The sequence below is a fragment of the Klebsiella sp. C349492 genome (assembly GCF_042055345.1).
In the GTDB taxonomy this organism is placed as follows: domain Bacteria; phylum Pseudomonadota; class Gammaproteobacteria; order Enterobacterales; family Enterobacteriaceae; genus Klebsiella; species Klebsiella scottii.
Map to the genome: position 1 here is coordinate 1327210 of NZ_JANQCE010000001.1, position 20451 is coordinate 1347660.

The 20451-nt window shown below is 58.3% G+C and carries 18 protein-coding genes and 1 other annotated feature; of the genes, 8 read left to right on the forward strand and 10 right to left on the reverse strand.

Annotated features, from left to right (window positions below):
• Nucleotides 1-6 precede the first annotated feature (6 nt).
• On the reverse strand, nt 7-1053 hold the full coding sequence (gene sohB, locus NWP14_RS06225) for a protease SohB (protein WP_375214993.1): 1047 nt from the start codon (nt 1051-1053) through the stop codon (nt 7-9).
• A gap of 255 nt (nt 1054-1308) precedes the next feature.
• On the opposite strand from sohB, the gene NWP14_RS06230 reads away from it, so the two are divergent.
• A complete protein-coding gene (locus tag NWP14_RS06230) occupies nt 1309-2070 on the forward strand; it encodes a YciK family oxidoreductase (protein ID WP_375215103.1) in 762 nt (253 codons plus the stop codon).
• A complete protein-coding gene (gene cobO / locus NWP14_RS06235) occupies nt 2067-2657 on the forward strand; it encodes a cob(I)yrinic acid a,c-diamide adenosyltransferase (RefSeq protein ID WP_095097048.1) in 591 nt (196 codons plus the stop codon). The genes NWP14_RS06230 and cobO overlap by 4 nt, the downstream gene beginning before the upstream one ends.
• On the opposite strand, the gene NWP14_RS06240 is transcribed toward cobO, so the two are convergent.
• The 7 genes from NWP14_RS06240 to betC all read right to left on the reverse strand — a co-directional run bounded on the left by NWP14_RS06240 (nt 2629) and on the right by betC (nt 12547).
• Nucleotides 2629-3603, reverse strand: coding sequence for an AraC family transcriptional regulator (locus NWP14_RS06240; RefSeq protein ID WP_095097045.1), 975 nt, complete (start codon nt 3601-3603; stop codon nt 2629-2631). The genes cobO and NWP14_RS06240 overlap by 29 nt on opposite strands.
• 24 nt (nt 3604-3627) lie before the next feature.
• Nucleotides 3628-5979: a beta-glucosidase gene (locus NWP14_RS06245; RefSeq protein WP_375214994.1), complete on the reverse strand. Its 2352-nt coding sequence runs from the start codon at nt 5977-5979 to the stop codon at nt 3628-3630.
• Nucleotides 5980-5997: 18 nt separating this feature from the next.
• Nucleotides 5998-7362: an MFS transporter gene (locus NWP14_RS06250; protein ID WP_375214995.1), complete on the reverse strand. Its 1365-nt coding sequence runs from the start codon at nt 7360-7362 to the stop codon at nt 5998-6000.
• Between the two features lie 174 nt (nt 7363-7536).
• On the reverse strand, nt 7537-8415 hold the full coding sequence (gene rluB / locus NWP14_RS06255; RefSeq protein ID WP_095097037.1) for a 23S rRNA pseudouridine(2605) synthase RluB: 879 nt from the start codon (nt 8413-8415) through the stop codon (nt 7537-7539).
• A 399-nt stretch (nt 8416-8814) separates the two neighbouring features.
• The gene (locus NWP14_RS06260; RefSeq protein ID WP_375214996.1) at nt 8815-10065 is read right to left on the reverse strand and encodes an anaerobic sulfatase maturase; all 1251 of its coding nucleotides are present in this window, start codon (nt 10063-10065) and stop codon (nt 8815-8817) included.
• Nucleotides 10062-11009 carry a choline ABC transporter substrate-binding protein gene (gene choX / locus NWP14_RS06265; protein WP_227503018.1) on the reverse strand — a complete coding sequence of 316 codons (948 nt, stop codon included), beginning with the start codon at nt 11007-11009 and terminating at the stop codon, nt 10062-10064. The genes NWP14_RS06260 and choX overlap by 4 nt, the downstream gene beginning before the upstream one ends.
• Entirely contained in the window at nt 11009-12547 is a 1539-nt protein-coding gene (gene betC, locus NWP14_RS06270; RefSeq protein WP_095096997.1) for a choline-sulfatase, read from the reverse strand. The genes choX and betC overlap by 1 nt, the downstream gene beginning before the upstream one ends.
• 106 nt (nt 12548-12653) lie before the next feature.
• Between betC and NWP14_RS06275 the strand changes: the two genes are divergently transcribed.
• From NWP14_RS06275 to NWP14_RS06285, 3 genes are all read left to right on the forward strand, one after another.
• On the forward strand, nt 12654-13586 hold the full coding sequence (locus NWP14_RS06275; protein WP_133597795.1) for a LysR substrate-binding domain-containing protein: 933 nt from the start codon (nt 12654-12656) through the stop codon (nt 13584-13586).
• A 206-nt stretch (nt 13587-13792) separates the two neighbouring features.
• Entirely contained in the window at nt 13793-14536 is a 744-nt protein-coding gene (locus NWP14_RS06280) for an ATP-binding cassette domain-containing protein (RefSeq protein ID WP_223261757.1), read from the forward strand.
• Nucleotides 14533-15414 carry an ABC transporter permease gene (locus tag NWP14_RS06285; RefSeq protein WP_375214997.1) on the forward strand — a complete coding sequence of 294 codons (882 nt, stop codon included), beginning with the start codon at nt 14533-14535 and terminating at the stop codon, nt 15412-15414. Before NWP14_RS06280 ends, NWP14_RS06285 begins: the two co-directional genes overlap by 4 nt.
• Nucleotides 15415-15500: 86 nt before the next feature.
• Here the strand turns inward: NWP14_RS06285 and NWP14_RS06290 are convergent, their stop codons facing one another.
• A complete protein-coding gene (locus tag NWP14_RS06290; protein WP_095096985.1) occupies nt 15501-16121 on the reverse strand; it encodes an L-threonylcarbamoyladenylate synthase in 621 nt (206 codons plus the stop codon).
• Nucleotides 16122-16136: 15 nt separating this feature from the next.
• Nucleotides 16137-17000: an RNase AM gene (rnm, locus tag NWP14_RS06295; RefSeq protein WP_076945376.1), complete on the reverse strand. Its 864-nt coding sequence runs from the start codon at nt 16998-17000 to the stop codon at nt 16137-16139.
• A 135-nt stretch (nt 17001-17135) separates the two neighbouring features.
• On the opposite strand from rnm, the gene trpL reads away from it, so the two are divergent.
• The 3 genes from trpL to trpD all read left to right on the forward strand — a co-directional run bounded on the left by trpL (nt 17136) and on the right by trpD (nt 20448).
• Nucleotides 17136-17183: a trp operon leader peptide gene (gene trpL, locus NWP14_RS06300; protein WP_143350152.1), complete on the forward strand. Its 48-nt coding sequence runs from the start codon at nt 17136-17138 to the stop codon at nt 17181-17183.
• Nucleotides 17160-17255: a sequence feature (Trp leader region), on the forward strand. Its footprint overlaps the gene before it by 24 nt.
• 35 nt (nt 17256-17290) lie before the next feature.
• Nucleotides 17291-18853: an anthranilate synthase component 1 gene (locus tag NWP14_RS06305; RefSeq protein ID WP_331835393.1), complete on the forward strand. Its 1563-nt coding sequence runs from the start codon at nt 17291-17293 to the stop codon at nt 18851-18853.
• Nucleotides 18853-20448 (forward strand): bifunctional anthranilate synthase glutamate amidotransferase component TrpG/anthranilate phosphoribosyltransferase TrpD, encoded by a 1596-nt coding sequence (gene trpD, locus NWP14_RS06310; protein ID WP_095096979.1) that lies wholly within the window; start codon nt 18853-18855, stop codon nt 20446-20448. Before NWP14_RS06305 ends, trpD begins: the two co-directional genes overlap by 1 nt.
• The last annotated feature ends 3 nt before the right edge of the window (nt 20449-20451 follow it).

Sequence of the window (20451 nt, forward strand, 5' to 3'; positions counted from 1 at the left end):
TTTTGTCTACATCAGCGGTTTTTGTCCCCGCTGCCACCAGCGCAGCAGCAGACGATCGGCGCTTTCAGCGGCGCTGCCGGTGAAGCGGTCAAACATCTTTTTCCTCTGCTGGTAACGCACGCTAATCACATCGTGGCTGTCTATCAGCCCCAGCAGCAGCTCATCGCTGGTTTCTACGGCATCGACCAGCCCTTTCTCCAGCGCCTGAACGCCGTACCAGTGCTCGCCGGTTGCCACCTGTTCAATATCCAGCGTCGGCCGCATTTTGTGGACGAAATCCTTAAACAGCTGATGGGTATCGTTCAGATCTTCCCGAAACTTGCGCCGTCCTTCATCGGTGTTTTCACCGAGCATCGTCAGGGTGCGCTTGTACTGCCCGGCGGTATGCAGCTCAATATCGATATCCTTATTTTTAAGGAAACGATTAATGTTAGGAATTTGCGCGACCACGCCGATGGAGCCGAGAATGGCAAACGGCGCCGAGACGATTTTATTGGCAACGCAGGCCATCATGTAGCCGCCGCTGGCGGCAACTTTATCTACCGCCACCGTCAGCGGAATTTGTTTGTCGCGAAGGCGCTGCAGCTGCGAGGAGGCCAGGCCGTAGCCGTGCACCACGCCGCCGGGGCTCTCCAGGCGGATGATGACCTGATCGCGCGCTTTCGCCGTGGCCAGAACGGCGGTGATCTCTTCGCGCAGGCTGCTCACCTCGTGGGCGTCCATGCTGCCTTTAAAGTCGAGCACCCAGGCACGGGGTTTGCCGTTTGGTTCCGTAGAACCGAGATTCGCCCGCGCTTTCGCGGCCTTGGCTTCCTGCTTGAGCTTTTTCTTTTGCGCTTTATGCCAAAGCTTCTGCTGCGGGCCGTCGAGTAAAGCCACCGCGAGCTCCTCCCGCATCTCTTTATACTGCTCGCTAAGGTTGGTGACCCGCAGTTCCCCGCGCTGTTTCTTGCGCTGGGCGAGGTTAACGATAATTGCGGCGACAGCCGCAATAGCGACGACAACAGTCGCTATTTTGGCCAAAAATAAGCCATATTGAGCAAGTAATTCCACGTTTTCACCTTGTGTTAACCACTGACGTTGAAGCACAGTGTACATCAGCCTTTGCCGGGAAGTCTCTGCGCTTTGTGTCGTGTGCGAGGCGCCTTCTTGTTTTTTTCAGCGACGATGAAATCGTTGCAAGATATTAATTCCGCAAAGAGTTTCCGCTTCGCCGATTGCAATACCCGGCCGTTTCAGGCATAAAACGCAAAAGTGAACGACCGAAGAGAAAGCGTGACCCGTCAGCAGGTCACCCAAGGAGTCACCGTGCACTATCAGCCGCAGCATCATTTATTGAAAGATCGCATCATCCTGGTGACCGGCGCCAGCGACGGGATCGGCCGCGAAGCCGCGCTGACCTACTCCCGCTACAGCGCCAGCGTTATCCTGCTCGGCCGTAGCGAAGAGAAGCTGCGCCGCGTGGCGCAGGAAATTGAGCAGGACGGCGGGATCCCGGCGCTCTGGTTTACCCTCGATCTGCTCACCTGCACCCCGCAGGAGTGCCAGCAGCTGGCACAGCAGATAAGCGTCCACTACCCGCGCCTCGACGGCGTACTGCACAACGCCGGTCTGCTCGGCGACGTCTGCCCGATGGATGAGCAAAAGCCGGAAGTCTGGCAGCAGGTTATGCAGGTCAACGTCAACGGCACCTTTATGCTGACCCAGGCGCTGCTTCCTTTATTACTCAAATCCGAGTCCGGTTCGCTGGTTTTCACCTCCTCAAGCGTAGGCCGTCAGGGTCGCGCCAACTGGGGTGCCTACGCGGCGTCCAAATTCGCCACCGAAGGGATGATGCAGGTGCTGGCGGAGGAGTATCAGAGCCGCCACCTGCGGGTCAACTGCATCAACCCGGGCGGCACGCGCACGCAAATGCGCGCCAACGCTTTCCCGACGGAAGATCCGCAAAAGCTTAAGACCCCCGCCGATATCATGCCGGTGTATTTGTGGCTCATGGGCGACGATAGCCGTCGCAAAACGGGAATGACCTTCGATGCCCAGCCAGGGCGTAAACCAGGAATTGTACAATGAGTGAAGAACGCCACCGCGAACGTCAGCAGCGGGTAAAAGATAAGGTCGACGCCCGCATAGCCGCAGCCCAGGAAGAACGCGGGATTGTTATCGTCTTTACCGGCAACGGTAAAGGTAAAACCACCGCCGGTTTTGGTACCGTCACCCGCGCAATCGGGCACGGCAAAAAGGCCGGCGTGATCCAGTTTATTAAAGGCACCTGGCCGAACGGCGAACGTAACCTGCTGGAGCCGCACGGCGTCGAGTTTCAGGTGATGGCGACCGGTTTCACCTGGAATACGCAGGATCGCGAAAGCGATACCGCCGCCTGTCTCGCCGTGTGGCAACACGCTCGCCGCATGCTCTGCGACGAAAGCCTCGACATGGTTCTGCTCGACGAGCTGACCTATATGGTGGCCTACGACTATCTGCCGCTTGAAGAGGTGCTTAGCGCGCTGCGCAATCGCCCGGCCCAGCAAACGGTGATTATCACCGGACGCGGCTGCCACCGCGAAATTGTGGAGCTTGCCGATACCGTCAGCGAATTACGCCCGGTTAAGCACGCCTTTGACGCCGGTATCAAGGCGCAGATGGGCATTGACTACTAAGCGCCAGCCTTTCCAGCAGCGCGTCGTTTAGCGCCAGGCACAGGCAATCCTCGCCCGGAGCCAGTACGCTTTCGAGACTATTTTGCCGGGAGATAAAGCGCTTACGGTACTCGGTCGGCGTCAGCCCGCAGTATTTTTTGAAGGCGGCAATCAGGTACTTATGCTCCTGAAAGCCGCAGCTATGGCTAATGTCGGTAATTGGCGTGCGGGTATCGCGCAGCAGCGTCTTCGCCTTGTTCAGCCGCACCAGCGTCAGATACTCCTTGAAATTATGCCGGCTCACCTTCTTAAACAGCCGCGAGAACCACGAATAGCTCATTCCGCTGCGGCTCGCCACCTCGCTCAGGGTCAGCGGCTGGTCAAAATGCTGGTTAATAAAGTCGATGCCTTTCTTTATCATCGCATCTTCGCGCAGGGAGCTTTCCGCCTGCGGCACCGCTTCCCCCGCCAGCACCAGCGCATCAAGCAGCAGATAGATAGTCGCGATGCGTTGAAACGGGGCGCGGTTGTCAATCAGCTGACTTAACAAACTCAGCAGCCGTTGACGCACCGCGCCATCGGCCTCGGTGCAGCTGCGCCCCTGAGTACACCAGCTCAGCACCGGCGCGGGATGCAGCTCATCGAACAGGCCCGGTGAAAACTGCACGGTCACCAGCTGGCTGCCGGCTTCCTCCGCGCATAATGAGTGCACCGCCTCGGCATTGATATACAGCATGTCTCCCTGGGCCAGATCCGCGCTCTGCTGGCCGACAACGATGGAAAATCGTCCCGTCAGCACGGTTATCAGCTCCGGCGCCGGGTGCCAGTGCGGTTCGCAGTAGCGTACCTCGGCGGCAAACGCATTCAGCTTCTCGGCATCAAAAGCAATCAGCTCATAGCCGCTGTTAACCGTATGCCGCCCGGCCTCGGTCGCCGAACGGGGGTGAGTGACTGAAAAGGGAAACATGCGCCATCTCCTGTAGTCGGACGATTATTCGCGCCCGGCAAGTACGCGATTCAGCTCGTCGCTGTCGATATCGAGCGCCAAAAACTCCGTCAGGGCGATCAGCAGGCCGCAGAAGAGATCAGGCGCCAGCTGGATCAGCCTGTCGCGGATCTGCGCCGGCGGCAGCCGGCTCTTGCGCGCAATCAGGGCAACCACCCGGTCAAGCGCCTCGGGCTGTTGAATCAGCTGCTGCAGCGAATTGTCATCCCGCAGCGGCACGTAGCGCGGCGGGCAGACCACATCGACTTCGGCGGTAAGAGGCAGATCGCGCGAGGAGCCGCCAATTCGCACCTGCCAGCGGCCCGGAGTGATAACCCAATCCGCCAGCCCCGGGTGATAGCAGGCCAGCTCAGCAACCGGCAGCTGCAGGCTGACGCGACGGCGCTCACCGGGAGCAAGGGCCACTTTACAGAAGGCCTTCAGCGCCCGCTCTTCGCGGAGCAGCTCACCGCCCGGCGCGCTGACGTACAGCTGCGCGATCTCTTTCCCCGCCCGATCGCCGTCGTTGGTCAGGGTGAACGACACGGTCAGCGTATCGTCAGCCCCGACGCGAGAGGCTGAAAGTTCTGGCTGGCCGTAGGTAAACCGGCTGTAGCTTAGGCCAAAACCAAACGGGAACAGCGGCGTCATCCGGCGTTTGTCATAGTAGCGATAGCCGACAAACAGCCCTTCGCCATAATGGTGGCGCAGGTTCTCTCCCGGGTAGTTCAGCCACGCCGGCGTCTCTTCCAGGGCGTTCGGCACCGTCACCGTCAGTTTACCGCAGGGGTTACGCTGGCCGAAGAGAATTTCCGCCACCGCCCTGCCCATGCCCTGACCGGCGAAGAAGGTTTCCAGCAGCGCTTTACAATCCGCCAGCCACGGCATCACCACCGCATCGCTATTGGCCAGCACCACCACCACGTTGGGCTGTACCGCCGCCACCTCGCGGATCAGGCGCTCATGTACCGCCAGAATATTTAGATCATGACGATCGCCGTTTTCGCCATCCTCGCCCACCGCGGTACTGACAAAGATAACCGCCACATCCGCTTCCTGCGCCACCGCCCGCGCCTGCGCCAGAGCCTGCTCATCGCAGCGCAAATCATCCGGCGCGCCAACCGCCCATGTGACGGAAAACTCGTCGCCCGCCAAATCGAAGATCTCATCCAGCGGGCGATCCAGCAAATAGGGAACCGTCGTGGCGCAGCCCGATCCCTGAATTACCGGCTCCTGCGCCGGTTTGCCCAGCACCGCAATCCGACGGCTGCGCTCCGGGGTCAGCGGCAGCAGATTGTCTTCATTTTTCAGCAGGACGATGGACTCCCCGGCCAGCTGCTGCGCCAGCTGGTGATGGGCCGCGAAATCGGCCTTAGTCTCCGGGCGACGGTGGCGCTGCACCTTCTCTAATAGCGCCAGCATTCTCCGGCAGGCGCGGTCGACTACCGCCAGAGGCACCTCTCCGGACTCGATCGCCGCCAGCAGCGTCTGCTTGTCGCGTCGGGTTTCCGGCATCGCCAGGTCGTTGCCCGCCAGCAGCGATGCCGGACGGTCCTTGATGCCGTACCAGTCGGACATCACCAGCCCGTCGTAGCCCCACTCATCCCGCAATACCTGGGTCAGTAAAAAGGGATCCTGCGAAGTCTGTACGCCGTTAAGGCGGTTGTAGGAGGACATCACCGTCCACGGCTGCGATTTCGCTATCGCCCGCTGGAATCCCGCCAGATAGATTTCCCGCAGCGCCCGCTCTTCGATTATCGAATCCATCTCGGTACGGCGATATTCAGAGTTATTGGCGGCAAAATGCTTCAGGCTGGCGCCCACCCCTTCGTGCTGCAGGCCGTTAATCAGCGCCGCGGCGATATCGCCGGAGATGACCGGATCTTCGGCATAATATTCATAGCCTCTGCCCGCCAGCGGCGTGCGGCGAATATTGATGCCGGGCCCCAGCAGGATCCCGACGCCCATCTGCTGACACTCGCGGCCCAACGCCTGGCCCATCTGATACACCAGCTCCACGTCCCAGCTACAGGCTAAGCTGGATCCGTTGGGAAAGCAGGTTGCCGGCAGCGAGGCGCTGAACAGCGCTTCGCTGCCGCCCTTCGCCGTTGGCTCCTCCGCGCTGACCTGGTCAGCGGTTTGGGTGATGACCGAAATAAAGTCATCCATGCTCCATTTTTCACTGCCGTCGATTTGTGCGCTGCTGTAGCGCACGCCGTAGGTTCCGTCGGTCATCACGATATCGTTGATGCCATGCTGCGGCAGCGATGCCGTGCGCCACAGGCCGCTGCCGGTCAGCAGCGCCACTTTTTCCTCTGCCGTCATCGCCGCAATCACGGTATTAAATTCACTCTTCATCTCTCTGGCTCCCTGAGGTTACAGCGCATTCTGCTTGCGCAGGCTAATTTTATGGACAATATCGCGGTAGGTTTTTTCATCCAGCGAATAGCACGCCACAAATATGGCGCTGAGAGCAAACATGGCACCGGGGAATAATGTCATCAAAATATTAATCCCGTTAATCGCGCTCGCCGTGATATTCCCTGCGTCATAATGATAATAGTCCAGCATCCATCCCGCGCAGCCGCCGCCAATCGCCATCGCGATTTTAGTGATGAAATTAAAGAAGCCGTAGATCGCGCCTTCACTGCGCACGCCGTGATGCCATTCAGCATATTCTACGGTGTCGGCAATCATCGACCACATCGCCACAAAGCCCATCCCCAGCGTAATGCTATACAGGCACACGCCGGTCATAATCAGCCACAGGTTATTTCCGGCCACAAAATACTGCATCATCACCCCCAGGATACCAATCCCCAGCGCAATCAGCGTCATTCTCTTTTTACCCATCAGGGCAATGACTTTTTCAGAAATAACCGTCCCGACGATATATGCCGCAGACTGAATCAAAAAGAAGGTCGCGGTATAGCCTTCGCTACCAATGATATATTTAATAAAGTAGATCGCTATCGCCATCCAGACGGTATAGGCGATATAGAAAAATACCGTAAACAGCGACAGGTTAAGCAACGGAATATTGCCCGTCACCGCACGCAGCATCTCGCGCAGCGTCGGCGCAGGCGCCTCATCCTCGTCTTCGCCCACCCGCTCTTTGGTCATGCCAAAACAGGCGAGGAACAGAAAGGTGGCCAGCAGCGCAAAGCACGAAACCGCGAAAACGTAGCCTGACTGTTTATCCGTAAACGGCGAAATTAGCAGATCGGCGGTCGTCGAAACAATTAAATAGCCGACGATCGCCAATACAAAGCGATATACCGACAATGACGAGCGCGAGGCTTCATGCTGCGTCAGGCGGTTAGTCAATGCCGAGTACGGCGTATTTACCGCGGTATACGCCAGGCAATATATCGTATAAGAGATTAAGGCAAAATAGAATTTCGCTTCGCCGCCAAACGGTACAAAACACAGCACCGTCAGAAAACCGAGCGGAATCGATCCGTATAATAACCAGGGACGCAGCTTGCCGTAACGACTGTGCGTTTTATCAATAGCAAAACCAATCAGGATATTAAAAATGGCATCAATTACCCGGGCAATAACAAATATCAGGCTGGCCTGCACCGCGCTGATGCCATAAATATTGGTATAAAAGAAGAGTAAAAACAGCGAAACGAAACCGAATGACAAATTAGAAGCAAAGTCGCCGAAGCCATAGCCTATTTTCTCTTTGACCCCGATAACGACATAACTGGCCGATAGTTTTCCTGCTGTATCCATTTTTGGCTACCTGTTTTTGTAATCAGTGTTGCCAGTATATGGCGTTCGCCGGCGCTTCACTTTGCGTTATTTGTCCGGGTATTTCCTGTTTTTTGTCTTTATACGGAAGTGTGAAAGGAATCACATGCGGGAGGGAAAATAAGCGTCCGGCGGGAGCCGCCGGACGTCACGACATCAATCTTTACTGCGACCAGCGGAGCGGCGGTTATTGCTGCTACCCACCTGGCTATGGCGTTTAACCGCGCGGCGGATCTGGTTCGCCTTCACGCGGCGGCGATCTTTCTCTACCGCCACTTTAGAGGCGGTTTCCGCCGGCAGCTCCACCAGCTCGCGCAGGTAGTTCGTCTGAGCCAGATCCAGCTCGGTATAGCCGCCGCGAGGCAGGCCTTTCGGCAGCAGAATATCGCCGTAGCGCACGCGGATCAGGCGGCTCACCTGGACACCAACCGCTTCCCACAGGCGACGAACCTCGCGGTTACGCCCTTCCGTCAGCGTGACGTTGTACCACTGGTTAATCCCTTCGCCACCGGTGAATTTGATGGTTTTGAAGGCCGCAGGGCCATCTTCCAGCTGCACGCCGCGCGACAGCTGACGCAGCTTGTCTTCATCGACCTGGCCGAATACGCGTACGGCATATTCACGCTCAACTTCCCGGCTCGGGTGCATCAGTCGGTTCGCCAGCTCGCCATCGGTAGTGAACAGCAGCAGACCGCAGGTATTCACATCCAGACGACCGACCGCGATCCAGCGCGCGCCGCGCAGCTTCGGCAAACGGTCGAAGACCGTCGGGCGACCTTCCGGATCGTTGCGGGTGCAGAGCTCGCCTTCCGGTTTGTAGTAGGCCAGAACGCGGCAAATTTGCTCAGCGGACTCTTTCACCGAAATCAGGTGACCATCGATACGAATTTTTAAACCAGGAACAATTTCTACGCGATCGCCGAGGGTAGCGATTTTGCCATCGACGCTGACGCGGCCAGCTTCGATTTTGGATTCAATTTCACGGCGGGAGCCGTGGCCAGCGCGTGCCAGCACTTTCTGTAGTTTCTCGCTCATTGAGCTTCCTTAAGGTGTCGCCTTCCCAGGCGTCTGATATACTTTATGAAACAACAAGTTAATAAAGCCATGACCTGTTGTTAGGTAAATACTTTTGTCCCGAAGGGGTACCGCAGCCGGAGTCTGATAACCGTCACGACTGAGACACGCCTGCAAACGTGGTCGCACATATTACACTAACTTCAAAATGAATGCTTCTTCAGGTTATATTCGCCGCACTCTGGCAGCGGCGCCCGGAGGTGGGCTGCATTGATTATGAACCAGCCGCGGTCATTTATCCCTGTCCCGGTGCGAAATCCTGCGCTATGCAGCAATAAAATGTCGCAAGCCTGCCGCCCGTAGTTGCTGTTGGCCACGCGACCACAAGCATGGCGCTCTCCCCTCCGGAGACTGCGGCGCTCAGTCGCCGCCCTTAGCGCCCCCGCTCTGCCGGTAATAATGCTGCGCGAGGATTTTCCTGATCCTCTCCGGCGCGAGCCCCTGCTGCATCAATGTCAACAGCGTCTGCATAATCGGTAAAACGTGGCGCAGATGCAGCATGTAGCCGTCGCAGAAGTAATTCTTATTGGGTCGTCCATCGTCGGACAGCATGAAGCGGTGCTTCGGACAGCCGCCGTTGCAGACCGGGCGGAGCGAACAGTTAAGACATTCGCGGCCGATGTTGGTCCGCTTACGCTGGGCAAAGGCGATATTCTGCGCCGAGTTAACCAGCGCGGAGAGGCTATCGTGGTTGATGTTGCCCAGCTTATGCTCGGGATAAACGAAATGATCGCAGGAATAGATATCGCCGTTGGACTCCACGATCGGATTGTCGCCGCAGGTTTCGCTCATCACGCAGGAGCCGGATCTGCCGGCTATTTTTGCCAACGTCTGCTCGAAGTTCATCACGAACGCGCTTCCCATATCGTTTTGCACCCAGCTATCGAAGATAGCGTTGAGAAAGCGCCCGTACGCTTTGGCCGGCACCGACCATTCGGTCACCCGGCACTGCGCGGAAAAATCAGGAGAAATCAGCGTCAGACCGTTGGCATCGGGCTGTGCGGCTCGCCGCTCCACCAGCGGAATAAACTGCATGTAGCGGCTGCCGATATGCTTAAGGAAACGGTAGATTTCCAGCGGCCGTTTGACGTTTTCCGCATTCACCACCGTCAAGGTGTTGAAGTCCACATTGTGCCTTTTCAGCGCCTCCAGACCGCGAATAACGGCGTCGAAGGTACTTTTCCCCCCGCGCGTCAGGCGATACGCATCGTTGCTGAGGCGATCGCCATCGAGGGAGAGACCGACGAGAAAACCGTGCTGTTTCAGGAACCGGGCCCAGTTATCATCGAGCTTTATCCCGTTAGTCTGAAAAATATTGTCGATGCGCTTCCCGCTGCGGTAGCGCTCCTGTAGCCGCAGCGCCTCGCGGAAAAAGTCAATCCCGAGCAGGGTCGGCTCGCCGCCCTGCCAGTGAAAATGAACCGTTTGCGCCGGCTGGCTGGCGATATTTTTCCGCACGTAGTTTTCCAGCGTCGCGCCGTCCATTTTCCAGCGGGCCTGCTGCTGCGGATAGAGCCGCCGCTTTTCCAGATAGTAGCAGTAGGTGCAATCGATATTGCACACCGACCCCGACGGCTTCGCCATCAGCTGAAACTGATTGATATGACTCATAGCCCGAGATAGCGAATAACCGCGGGTTTCGCCGGTTCGCCGCCGCGCGTGGTCACTCCATCCAGCCAGCTATCCAGCAGCTCCGGACGGCGTTTTAACTCTTCTCGCGCCGCCTCCTGCGCCGTTTGCTGCTGGTCCAGCATCCGGGCGATCACCGCGTTTTCCAGCCCGACGTTAAATGTCAGCTGGCTGTAAAAGCGATTCAGATTCGGGCATTCAGCGGCAAAATTCTTCCGCGTCACCGTATTCACCGTAGCGCTGCCATAGTTAGCGCCAAAATACCGGTCGCCGCCGCTGAGGTAGACCAGCCGGAAGCGCGTGTTCATGGCGTGCGGTTCCCAGCCGAGGAACGCGATCCACTGCTGACGCTCCACCGCGCGCGCCACCTGCGCCAGCATGCCGCTTTCGCTGGACTCGACTAGCGTCCAGTTTTCGAGGGCGAAATCATGCGCATCAAGCATCTTCTTCAGACTGAGGTTAGCCGGCGCGCCGGGGGCAATGCCGTAAATTTTATGGCCGAACTTATCGGCAAATTTTTGCAGGTCGGCAAAATCTTTTACGCCAGCGGCGGCGACGTAATCCGGTACGGCAAGCGTAAAGCGGGCGGCGGGAAGATTCGTGCCGAGCACCTTAATCGCGCCATCGGCGGTGAACTTACTGATAACCGGTTCCTGCGCGGGCATCCAGTTGCCGAGGAACACGTCGACCTGGCCGGTTTTCAGCCCCTGAAACGCCAGCGCCACCGACAGGTTTTGCACTTTTTGCTGATAGCCCAGCGCGTTCAGTATCGTCCCGGAAAGGGCGTTGGTCGCCGCAATATCCGTCCAGCCCGGATCGGACTGCGTAACGGTGGCGCAGCGCGCGTCATCGGCGGCGAAGCCGCTCAGCGGCAACCAGCCGGCAACCGCCAGCAGCATCAGTCGGGTCATGCGTTTCATTTTCATTATGATTCCTGGTGTTTCACGGGGGAAGGATAGCGGGCGAACGCCTCTTGCTCATCCAGGGTTTGATGGTTACGGATATAGCGCGTTGATGCGCGCTGAAACGGCTGATAGTCCCAGTTCGGAATGGCATCCCGTCCGGCGACCTGGGTCAAAAACAGCCGTTTTTGCTGACTGGCGAGCACCTGCTGGTAGAGGGCATCGAGATCCCAGCGCCCCCGGATTTCATCGACGAACGCCTGCACGACCGTTTGGTAATGCTCATTCGCCGCCAGGTTCACCCGCTCATGGGGATCGTCGCGTAAATTGAACAGCTGCGGCGCCTCGCTGGCGGAATGAATGTATTTCCACTCGCCCCGGCGAAACATCAGCATCGGCCCGAGCGCGCCTTCGGCCAAATATTCGCTCACCGCGCCGTCCGGCCCAGGCAGCCCCTGGAGATGCGGCACCAGGCTGTTGCCGTCCAGCGGGGCGATGGCCTGCGCTTTGCGATCTTCGCCGCTGGCAAGCTCGACAAGGGTGGGTAAAAGATCCACCAGCGATACGCTTTCGCTGACCCGACGGGCCGCGAAGCGCGCGGGGTTATGCACGATTAACGGCACGCGCACGGCGTTCTCGAAGAAGTTCATCTTGTACCACAGGTCGCGCTCGCCGAGCATTTCCCCATGATCGGCAATCACCACCACCACGGTATTTTCGGCCAGCCCCGTCTCTTCGAGGGTGCGCACCATTTCGCCAAAGCAATCATCAACGTAGGCCAGGGCGCCGTAGTAGGCGTGGCGGGCGCGCCGAATATGCTCATCGTGGATCAAGCCCGGTTCCAGCTGATACATGGCGCGCATTCGCGCCGAATGCGCATCGTCTGCAATATCTTTGCCGCGCGTGACGGGCATATCGATATCTTCTTGCGCAAAGCGATCGAGGTAGCGTTTGGGTATCGCGAAGGGATCGTGGGGATGCGTTAGCGAAAGGAGCAGCATAAACGGCTGCTCTTCGGGGCGACGGGCGGCGTCATACAGGCGCTGGCGGGCGAGGAATAATGCCTCATCATCGAAATCGAGCTGGTTGGTGCGCACGCACTCGCCGGCTTCCAGCACCGAGCTCATGTTGTGATACCAGTCGAGACGGCGTTCCGGGTGTTGCCAGTCCGGCGTCCAGCCGAAATCGGCGGGGTAGATATCCGTTGTCAGCCGTTCGTCAAAGCCGTGCAGCTGATCGGGGCCGCAGAAGTGCATTTTCCCCGACAGCCAGGTGCGGTAGCCCTGTTCGCGCAGATAATGGCAAAAGGTCGGCGAGTCGGCGTGGAACTCGGCGGCGTTGTCATACACCTGGTTACGGGAAATATACTGCCCGGTCATCAACGATGCTCGCGATGGCGCGCACAGCGGGCTGTTGCAATAGGCGGAATCAAATACCACCCCTTCACGGGCTAATTTATCTATATTTGGCGTCAAACTAACGTTATTCCCGTACGCTCTTAAGGCGCTGGCAGTTAACTGATCGGCCATCAGAATAACGATATTCGGTTTATTTATAAGCATGACCTACCTGCGAAGTAAAATAATTAATAAAACGTGTTAGCCTTATCTCATGTATCGACAGGCCCTGTGAAGGGGCTATTTTTTTATCATGGCATAAGGTGAATTTATGGCAGGGAAATTACAGCTTCCGCCTTTACAGGCGCTGGTGGTATTTGAAGCGGCGGCGCGTTTAGGTAATTTTACCGCTGCCGGAAATGAACTCGGGCTATCGCAGCCGGCGGTCAGTCAGCGTATTCAGATGCTGGAGAATCTGGTCAATTCACCGCTATTTGAACGCCGTCATCGCGGCGTTCAGCTGACCGAATCCGGCAATAGTCTGTATCTGATCGTCCGCAGCAGCCTGCTGGAAATCAGCGAGCAGCTCGAACGCACGCGCCTGCAGCGTAATGTCCTGCGCATCGATACCGATATGGGTTTTGCCAGCTACTGGCTGTTACCCCGTATGGAGAGGCTGCAGGCGCTAATTCCGGGGGTGGAGGTACAGATAACCACCTCGCCCAACGACTATAACCTTCGCGACAGCAGCGCGGATCTGGCTATCTATTTTGGCCAGGGCAGCTGGGCCGGAACGCAGAACCAGCGGCTGTTCCCTGAAATTGTCATTCCCGTTTGCAATCAAAAGATTAAGCAGGAAATGGCGCCAGCCGCCTCCCCCGAATCTCTGCTGAATTATCCCCTGCTGAAGCTGCCGGAATCCCGGCCCCAGCGCTGGATGACGTGGGAAGACTGGTTCCGCCAGCATCAGGTGCACGGGCAACACCAGGCCGCTTCCCGGACCTTCAACGCCTATTCCCTGGTGATCCAGGCCGCTCTGGAAGGCCAGGGGATCGCCCTCGGCTGGCAGCCCCTGATCGCGCCGTTTCTGGCCAGTAAACAGCTGGTACAGTGCGGCCCGATGCACCGTACCGAACGCGGCTATTACCTGATTTCCGCCAATGCTAAACCAGCCTCGGCGCAGCAGGAAAAGGTCAAGGCGTGGTTATTGGATGAAGCCTGGAGTTTTCACTCTTCCGGTCATCTAATCGCAGAAAACAAATAAGCTAATGCAGAAAACGCATATTGATTTAATGAAATACATTAGCGCTACCAACGGTTTTATATGTTAGCTTTTTAAGGCCACCCTAAAATAAATTTGACGCCATGTTACAACCTATATTTGAGTTACGGTCAGTTAATAAAAATTATTATTCATCCGGGAATAAACGTTTTTTCTCAACGACGCCCAAAAGCGCGGCGATTAATGCCTTGAGCGATATCAATTTAAAGATATATGGCGGAGAAATTTTTGTCATTGTCGGTCTTTCCGGCTCCGGCAAGTCGACGTTGCTGCGCACGCTTAACCACCTGCTCCCGGCCAGTTCCGGCTCGGTGATATTCCAGGGTAAAACGCTTTCCGCTCTCCGGGAGTCCGAGCTGATCGCCCTGCGTCGCCGTCATATCGGCATGGTTTTCCAGTCGTTCGCGCTGTTTGACGAACGCAGCGTGCTGGATAACGTGGCGTTCGGCCTCGAAGTGGCCGGCGAATCCCGGGATGTCCGCTATCGGAAAGCTCGCGACATGCTGGCAAAAGTCGGGCTTGGCGACGTTGCCGAACAGTATCCGCCTCAGCTTTCCGGCGGCATGCAGCAGCGGGTCGGTCTCGCGCGCGCGCTGGTCATGGATCCCACAGTGCTGTTAATGGACGAAGCATTTTCCGCGCTCGATCCGATTATTCGCCGTGACATGCAGACGCTACTTCTGTCGCTACAGGCGGAATCCCGGCGCACAATCGTCTTTGTCACCCACGATATGGAGGAGGCGCTGCGCCTCGGTACGCGTATTGCGATTATGGAAAAAGGCAAGCTGGTGCAGGTTGGCAAACCGGAAGAGCTGATCAACGCGCCTGCGACCGCGTATGTTCAACACTTTTTCTCCGGAGTCGACGTTTCGCGCTGGCAGCTCGCCGAAAGCTATGCCGATATCTGGACAGCGCGTCAGGAGCCATCATGAGCTACCCCCTCGATTTTAGTCGTCAGATTGACGCCGCCGTGCAGCGCCTGCTGGTACACGCCGGCGGCGGCTTTGACGGTTTCGCCCATGCTATCGACAGCTTCGCCGGGGGCATCGAGAGCGTAATAAATGCGCTTTCGCCGTGGGGGCTGGTGATTATCGCGGTCTGGCTCGGCGCGTGGCGAATTGGCAAAAGTTTCGCGCTGTTTGCCCTGCTTGCTTCGCTGTATATCATTTACAGCGGCTACAGCGAGCACGCGGCGGTGACGCTGGCGCTAACCCTGTCATCCACGTTTTTCAGCCTGCTGATCGGTATTCCGCTCGGGATCTGGAGCGCGCGACGCGCGGCTATCGGCAGCATCATTCGCACCGTGCTTGATTTTATGCAGACCATGCCCGCCTTTGTATACCTGATACCCGCGACGATTTTGTTCGGGCTTGGCCGCCCTCCGGGGATCTTCGCCACGATTCTGTTTTCTATGCCGCCGGTCGTGCGCCTGACCGATTTAGGCATTCGCCTGGTTAACGCTTCGCGCATCGAGGCAGGCATCGCCTTTGGCTGCACGCCGTGGCAGCTGCTGTGGAAAGTGCAGCTGCCCGCCGCGCAGCCCTCGATTATGGCCGGCGTGAATCAATCGATCATGATGGCCATGTCGATGGTTATCATCGCCTCGATGGTCGGGGCCGGTGGGCTGGGTAACGATATTTTGAGCAGCATTCAACAGCTGGAGATTGGCACTGGCCTGCAGAGTGGTTTCGTGGTGGTGCTGATTGCCATCCTGCTGGATCGGCTCTCCGCAAGCTTTGCACGACGCGGCGAGCCTTCTGGCGCCAGAAGGACGATTCTCGGCGGACTATTTCGACTCAGGTCAAAATAAAGCTACCTGCATCATGCGCCGATGGGGCAAGCCTGTCGCGATCCCGGCAGCCTGGATCGCGATGCTGCCGGGGAGGAGGGATTCCGTTACTGGAACGGCTTCACGTCGCCAACGCCTTCACGTACCACGACCGGCGAATCTTCGGTCAGATCGATAACCGTGGTCGGCTGCTGGCCGAGATAGCCGCCGTGGATAATCAGATCGACCAGCTTCTCCAGCCGATCCTTAATCTCTTCCGGATCGGACTCGGTGAATTCGCTGCCCGGCAGCATCAGCGAGGTGGAGAGCATCGGCTCGCCCAGGGTCTCGAGCAGCGCCTGGGCAATCGGGTTCGACGGCACGCGCATGCCGATGGTTTTACGTTTTTCCTGCAGCAGGCGACGCGGCACCTCTTTGGTCCCCTTGAGGATAAACGTGTAGTTGCCCGGCGTATTGTTTTTAATCAGGCGAAACGCCACGTTGTCGACAAACGCGTAGGTCGACAGCTCGGAGAGATCGCGGCACATCAGGGTGAAGTTGTGGCCGTCCGGCAGCTGACGAATGCGGCAGATCCGCTCCATCGCGCCCTTATCTTCAATCTTACACCCCAATGCGTAACCTGAATCCGTGGGGTAGACAATCACCCCGCCTTTACGCACAATCTCCACCGCCTGGTTAATCAACCGCGCCTGCGGGTTGTCCGGATGGATGTAAAAAAACTGGCTCATACTTCCCTCTCAATTTTATTCTGCGGCCGTTTCCCAACTGTGCCAGATCCCTTCTACACCTGCGGGTAGCCAAAGTTTCCGGCCCAGCTCAATCCACGGGCAGGGCTGATGGAAATCAGAACCCTGTGAACCCAGAAGACCAAACTGTACGGCGTACGCGGCAAGCTGCGTGCGCTCATGCGGCGCCTGCTGACATTGGGCCAGCTCCATCGCATCGCCGCCCTGCTCGCTAAAGTGGGCCAACAGCCTTTTCAGCCACTTGGCGGAGAGATCGTAGCGCCCGGGATGGGCGACAACCGCTTTGCCGCCAGAATGATGAATGACATCAATCGCTTGTTTTATTGTACACCACTGCGGCGGAACGTAACCGGTTTTCCCACGGGCGAGATATTTTTTAAAAACATCGGCCATATTGCTGGCGTGGCCTGCCTCCACGAGGAAACGGGCAAAATGCCCGCGGGTCACCGCCCCGCCGTCGGCAAGCTTCATCGCCCCTTCCCACGCCCCGGGAATTCGGGCCTTATCCAGCCGCTCGGCAATCATCTGCGCCCGCAGCTGGCGGCGCGCCTTCTGCTCATCAAGCAGGGCCAGCATCGCCGGATGCTCAATATCAATATTCAGGCCCACGATATGAATTTCATGGTTTTCCCACAGGGTTGAAATTTCCACCCCGGTCACCAGCGTCAGCGGCAGGCCGGCGCGGGCAATTTCCGCCCGCGCCGCAGGAATGGCCGCAACGGTATCGTGATCGGTAATCGCCAGCGTCCCGACCCGCATCTGGTGGGCGCGATGGACAAGTTCTTCTGGAGTCAGCCGCCCGTCAGAGGCGGTGGTATGGCTATGCAGATCGTAAATCACTGCGTAAAGGGTATCGCTCAAGATGACTCCTGCTGGACATGGACTTAAATAAGCGCATTATCATACCGACTCGCGGAGAAAATCTGCAAACAGGGGTTGACATTATCCCTCTGGACTAGTTAACTAGTACGCAAGTTCACATGAAGGGGTATCACGATGAAAACGCAAATTATCACTCTGCACGGCTGGTGGCGCACCTCCTGATAACGGGCGGCGTGATCGCGTTTTGCACTCAGCATACAGATACCCGGCCCGCCAATGAGCGGGCTTTTTATTGGACAAATTATTATACCGAACAGGCGAGAACAATAATGCAAACATCAAAACCGGCACTCGAGCTTCTCACCAGCGACGCCATCTATCGCGAAAACCCGACGGCGCTGTTCCACCAGCTGTGCGGCGCGCGTCCGGCAACCCTGCTGCTGGAATCTGCCGATATCGACAGTAAGGATGATTTAAAGAGCCTGCTGCTGGTTGACAGCGCGCTGCGCATCACCGCCTTAGGTGACACTGTCACCATTCAGGCGCTTTCCAGCAACGGCGCATCGCTGCTGGATTTACTCGACAACGCTCTGCCCTCCGGCATCGAAAATCTGCGTCAGCCGAACGGCCGGACCTTAACCTTCCCGCCGGTCAGCGCCCTGCTGGATGAAGACGCCCGCCTGTGCTCTTTGTCGGTTTTTGACGCCTTCCGCCTGCTGCAGGAGCTGGTGACCGTTCCGCACGACGAGCGCGAAGCGATGTTCTTCGGCGGCCTGTTTGCCTATGACCTGGTGGCCGGTTTCGAAGACCTGCCGCCTCTGGAAAGCGACACCGCCTGCCCGGACTACTGCTTCTACCTGGCGGAAACGCTGCTGGTTATCGATCACCAGAGCAAAAGCACCCGCATCCAGTCGAGCCTGTTCACGCCGCTGGCGAGCGAAAAGCAGCGTCTGACGCAGCGTATCGCCCAGCTTCGCCAGCAGCTCAACGAACCGCCGGCGCCGCTGCCGGTCACCGCGGTAGAGCAGATGACCTGCGACTGCGACCAGAGCGACGACGAGTACGGCGCCGTGGTCCGCAAAATGCAGCGCGCAATTCGCGCCGGCGAAATTTTCCAGGTGGTGCCATCGCGTCGCTTCTCTCTGCCCTGCCCGTCGCCGCTGGCAGCCTACGACGTGCTGAAGAAGAGCAACCCGAGCCCGTACATGTTCTTTATGCAGGATAACGACTTCACCCTGTTCGGCGCGTCGCCGGAGAGTTCGCTGAAGTACGATGCCGTCAGCCGCCAGATTGAGATCTACCCGATTGCCGGTACCCGCCCGCGCGGTCGTCGCGCCGACGGTTCGCTGGATCGCGATCTCGACAGCCGTATCGAACTCGAAATGCGCACCGACCATAAAGAGCTCTCCGAGCACCTGATGCTGGTCGATCTGGCGCGTAACGACCTCGCCCGCATCTGCACGCCGGGCAGCCGCTACGTGGCCGACCTGACCAAAGTCGACCGCTACTCTTTCGTGATGCACCTGGTTTCCCGGGTGGTCGGCGAGCTGCGTAACGACCTCGACGTTCTGCATGCCTATCGCGCCTGTATGAATATGGGCACCCTGAGCGGAGCGCCGAAGGTGCGCGCGATGCAGCTTATCGCCGCCGCCGAGGGCAAGCGTCGCGGGAGCTACGGCGGCGCCGTCGGCTATTTCACCGCCCACGGCGACCTGGATACCTGCATCGTGATTCGCTCTGCCTACGTGCAGGACGGCATTGCCACCGTTCAGGCCGGCGCCGGTATTGTCCTGGATTCAGTGCCTCAGTCAGAAGCAGATGAAACCCGAAATAAAGCCCGCGCGGTGCTGCGCGCAATTGCCCAGGCCCACCACGCTAAGGAGACTTTCTAATGGCCGACATTCTGCTGCTCGATAATATCGATTCCTTTACCTATAACCTGGCAGACCAGCTGCGCGCCAACGGCCATAACGTGGTGATTTACCGTAACTCGGTTCCGGCGCAGACCTTAATTGAGCGTATCGGCACGATGGACAATCCGGTGCTGATGCTCTCCCCAGGCCCGGGCACGCCGAGCGAAGCCGGCTGCATGCCGGAGCTGCTGACCCGGCTGCGCGGCAAGCTGCCGATCATCGGCATCTGCCTTGGCCATCAGGCGATTGTTGAAGCCTACGGCGGCTACGTGGGCCAGGCGGGCGAAATCCTGCACGGTAAAGCCTCCAGCATCGAGCACGACGGCCAGGCGATGTTTGCCGGCCTGACTAACCCGCTGCCGGTTGCCCGCTACCATTCGCTGGTCGGCAGCAATATTCCGGCCGGGCTGACCATCAACGCCAACTATAACGGGATGGTGATGGCGGTGCGTCATGATGCCGATCGCGTTTGCGGCTTCCAGTTCCACCCGGAGTCGATTCTTACCACCCAGGGCGCGCGTCTGCTGGAGCAAACCCTGGCCTGGGCGCTGCAGAAGCTGGAGCAAACCAATACCATCCAGCCGATTCTGGAAAAGCTGTATCAGGCGGAAACCCTCAGCCAGCAGGAGAGCCACCAGCTGTTTTCTGCGGTGGTGCGCGGCGAAGTGAAGCCCGAGCAGCTGGCCGCCGCCCTGGTCAGCATGAAGGTGCGCGGCGAGCAGCCGCAGGAGATTGCCGGAGCGGCCACCGCCCTGCTGGAAAATGCCGCGCCGTTCCCGCGTCCTGACTACCCGTTTGCCGATATCGTCGGCACCGGCGGCGACGGCAGCAACAGCATCAATATTTCTACCGCCAGCGCGTTTGTCGCCGCAGCCTGTGGGCTGAAGGTCGCGAAGCACGGCAACCGTAGCGTCTCCAGCAAATCCGGCTCTTCCGACCTGCTGGCCGCATTCGGCATCAACCTGGATATGAACGCCGATAAATCCCGCACCGCGCTGGATGAGCTGGGCGTCTGCTTCCTGTTTGCGCCGAAATATCACACCGGTTTTCGCCACGCGATGCCGGTCCGTCAGCAGCTGAAGACCCGGACGCTGTTCAACGTGCTGGGGCCGCTGATTAACCCGGCGCATCCGCCGCTGGCGCTGATTGGCGTCTACAGCCCGGAGCTGGTGCTGCCTATCGCGGAAACCCTGCGCGTGCTGGGCTACCAGCGGGCGGCGGTCGTCCACAGCGGCGGCATGGATGAGGTGTCGCTCCACGCGCCGACGGTGGTCGCGGAGCTGAATAACGGCGAGATCAAAAGCTATCAGCTGACCGCGGATGATTTTGGCCTGACGCCTTATCACCAGGAACAGCTGGCCGGCGGCACGCCGGAAGAAAACCGTGACATTCTGACGCGCTTACTACAAGGTAAAGGTGAAGCCGCTCACGAAGCCGCTGTCGCCGCCAACGTCGCTATGCTGATGCGTTTACACGGGCATGAAGACCTGAAAGCCAACGCCCGACAGGTGATTGACGTGCTGCGCAGCGGAGCGGCCTATGACAGAGTGACCGCATTAGCGGCAAGAGGGTAAATA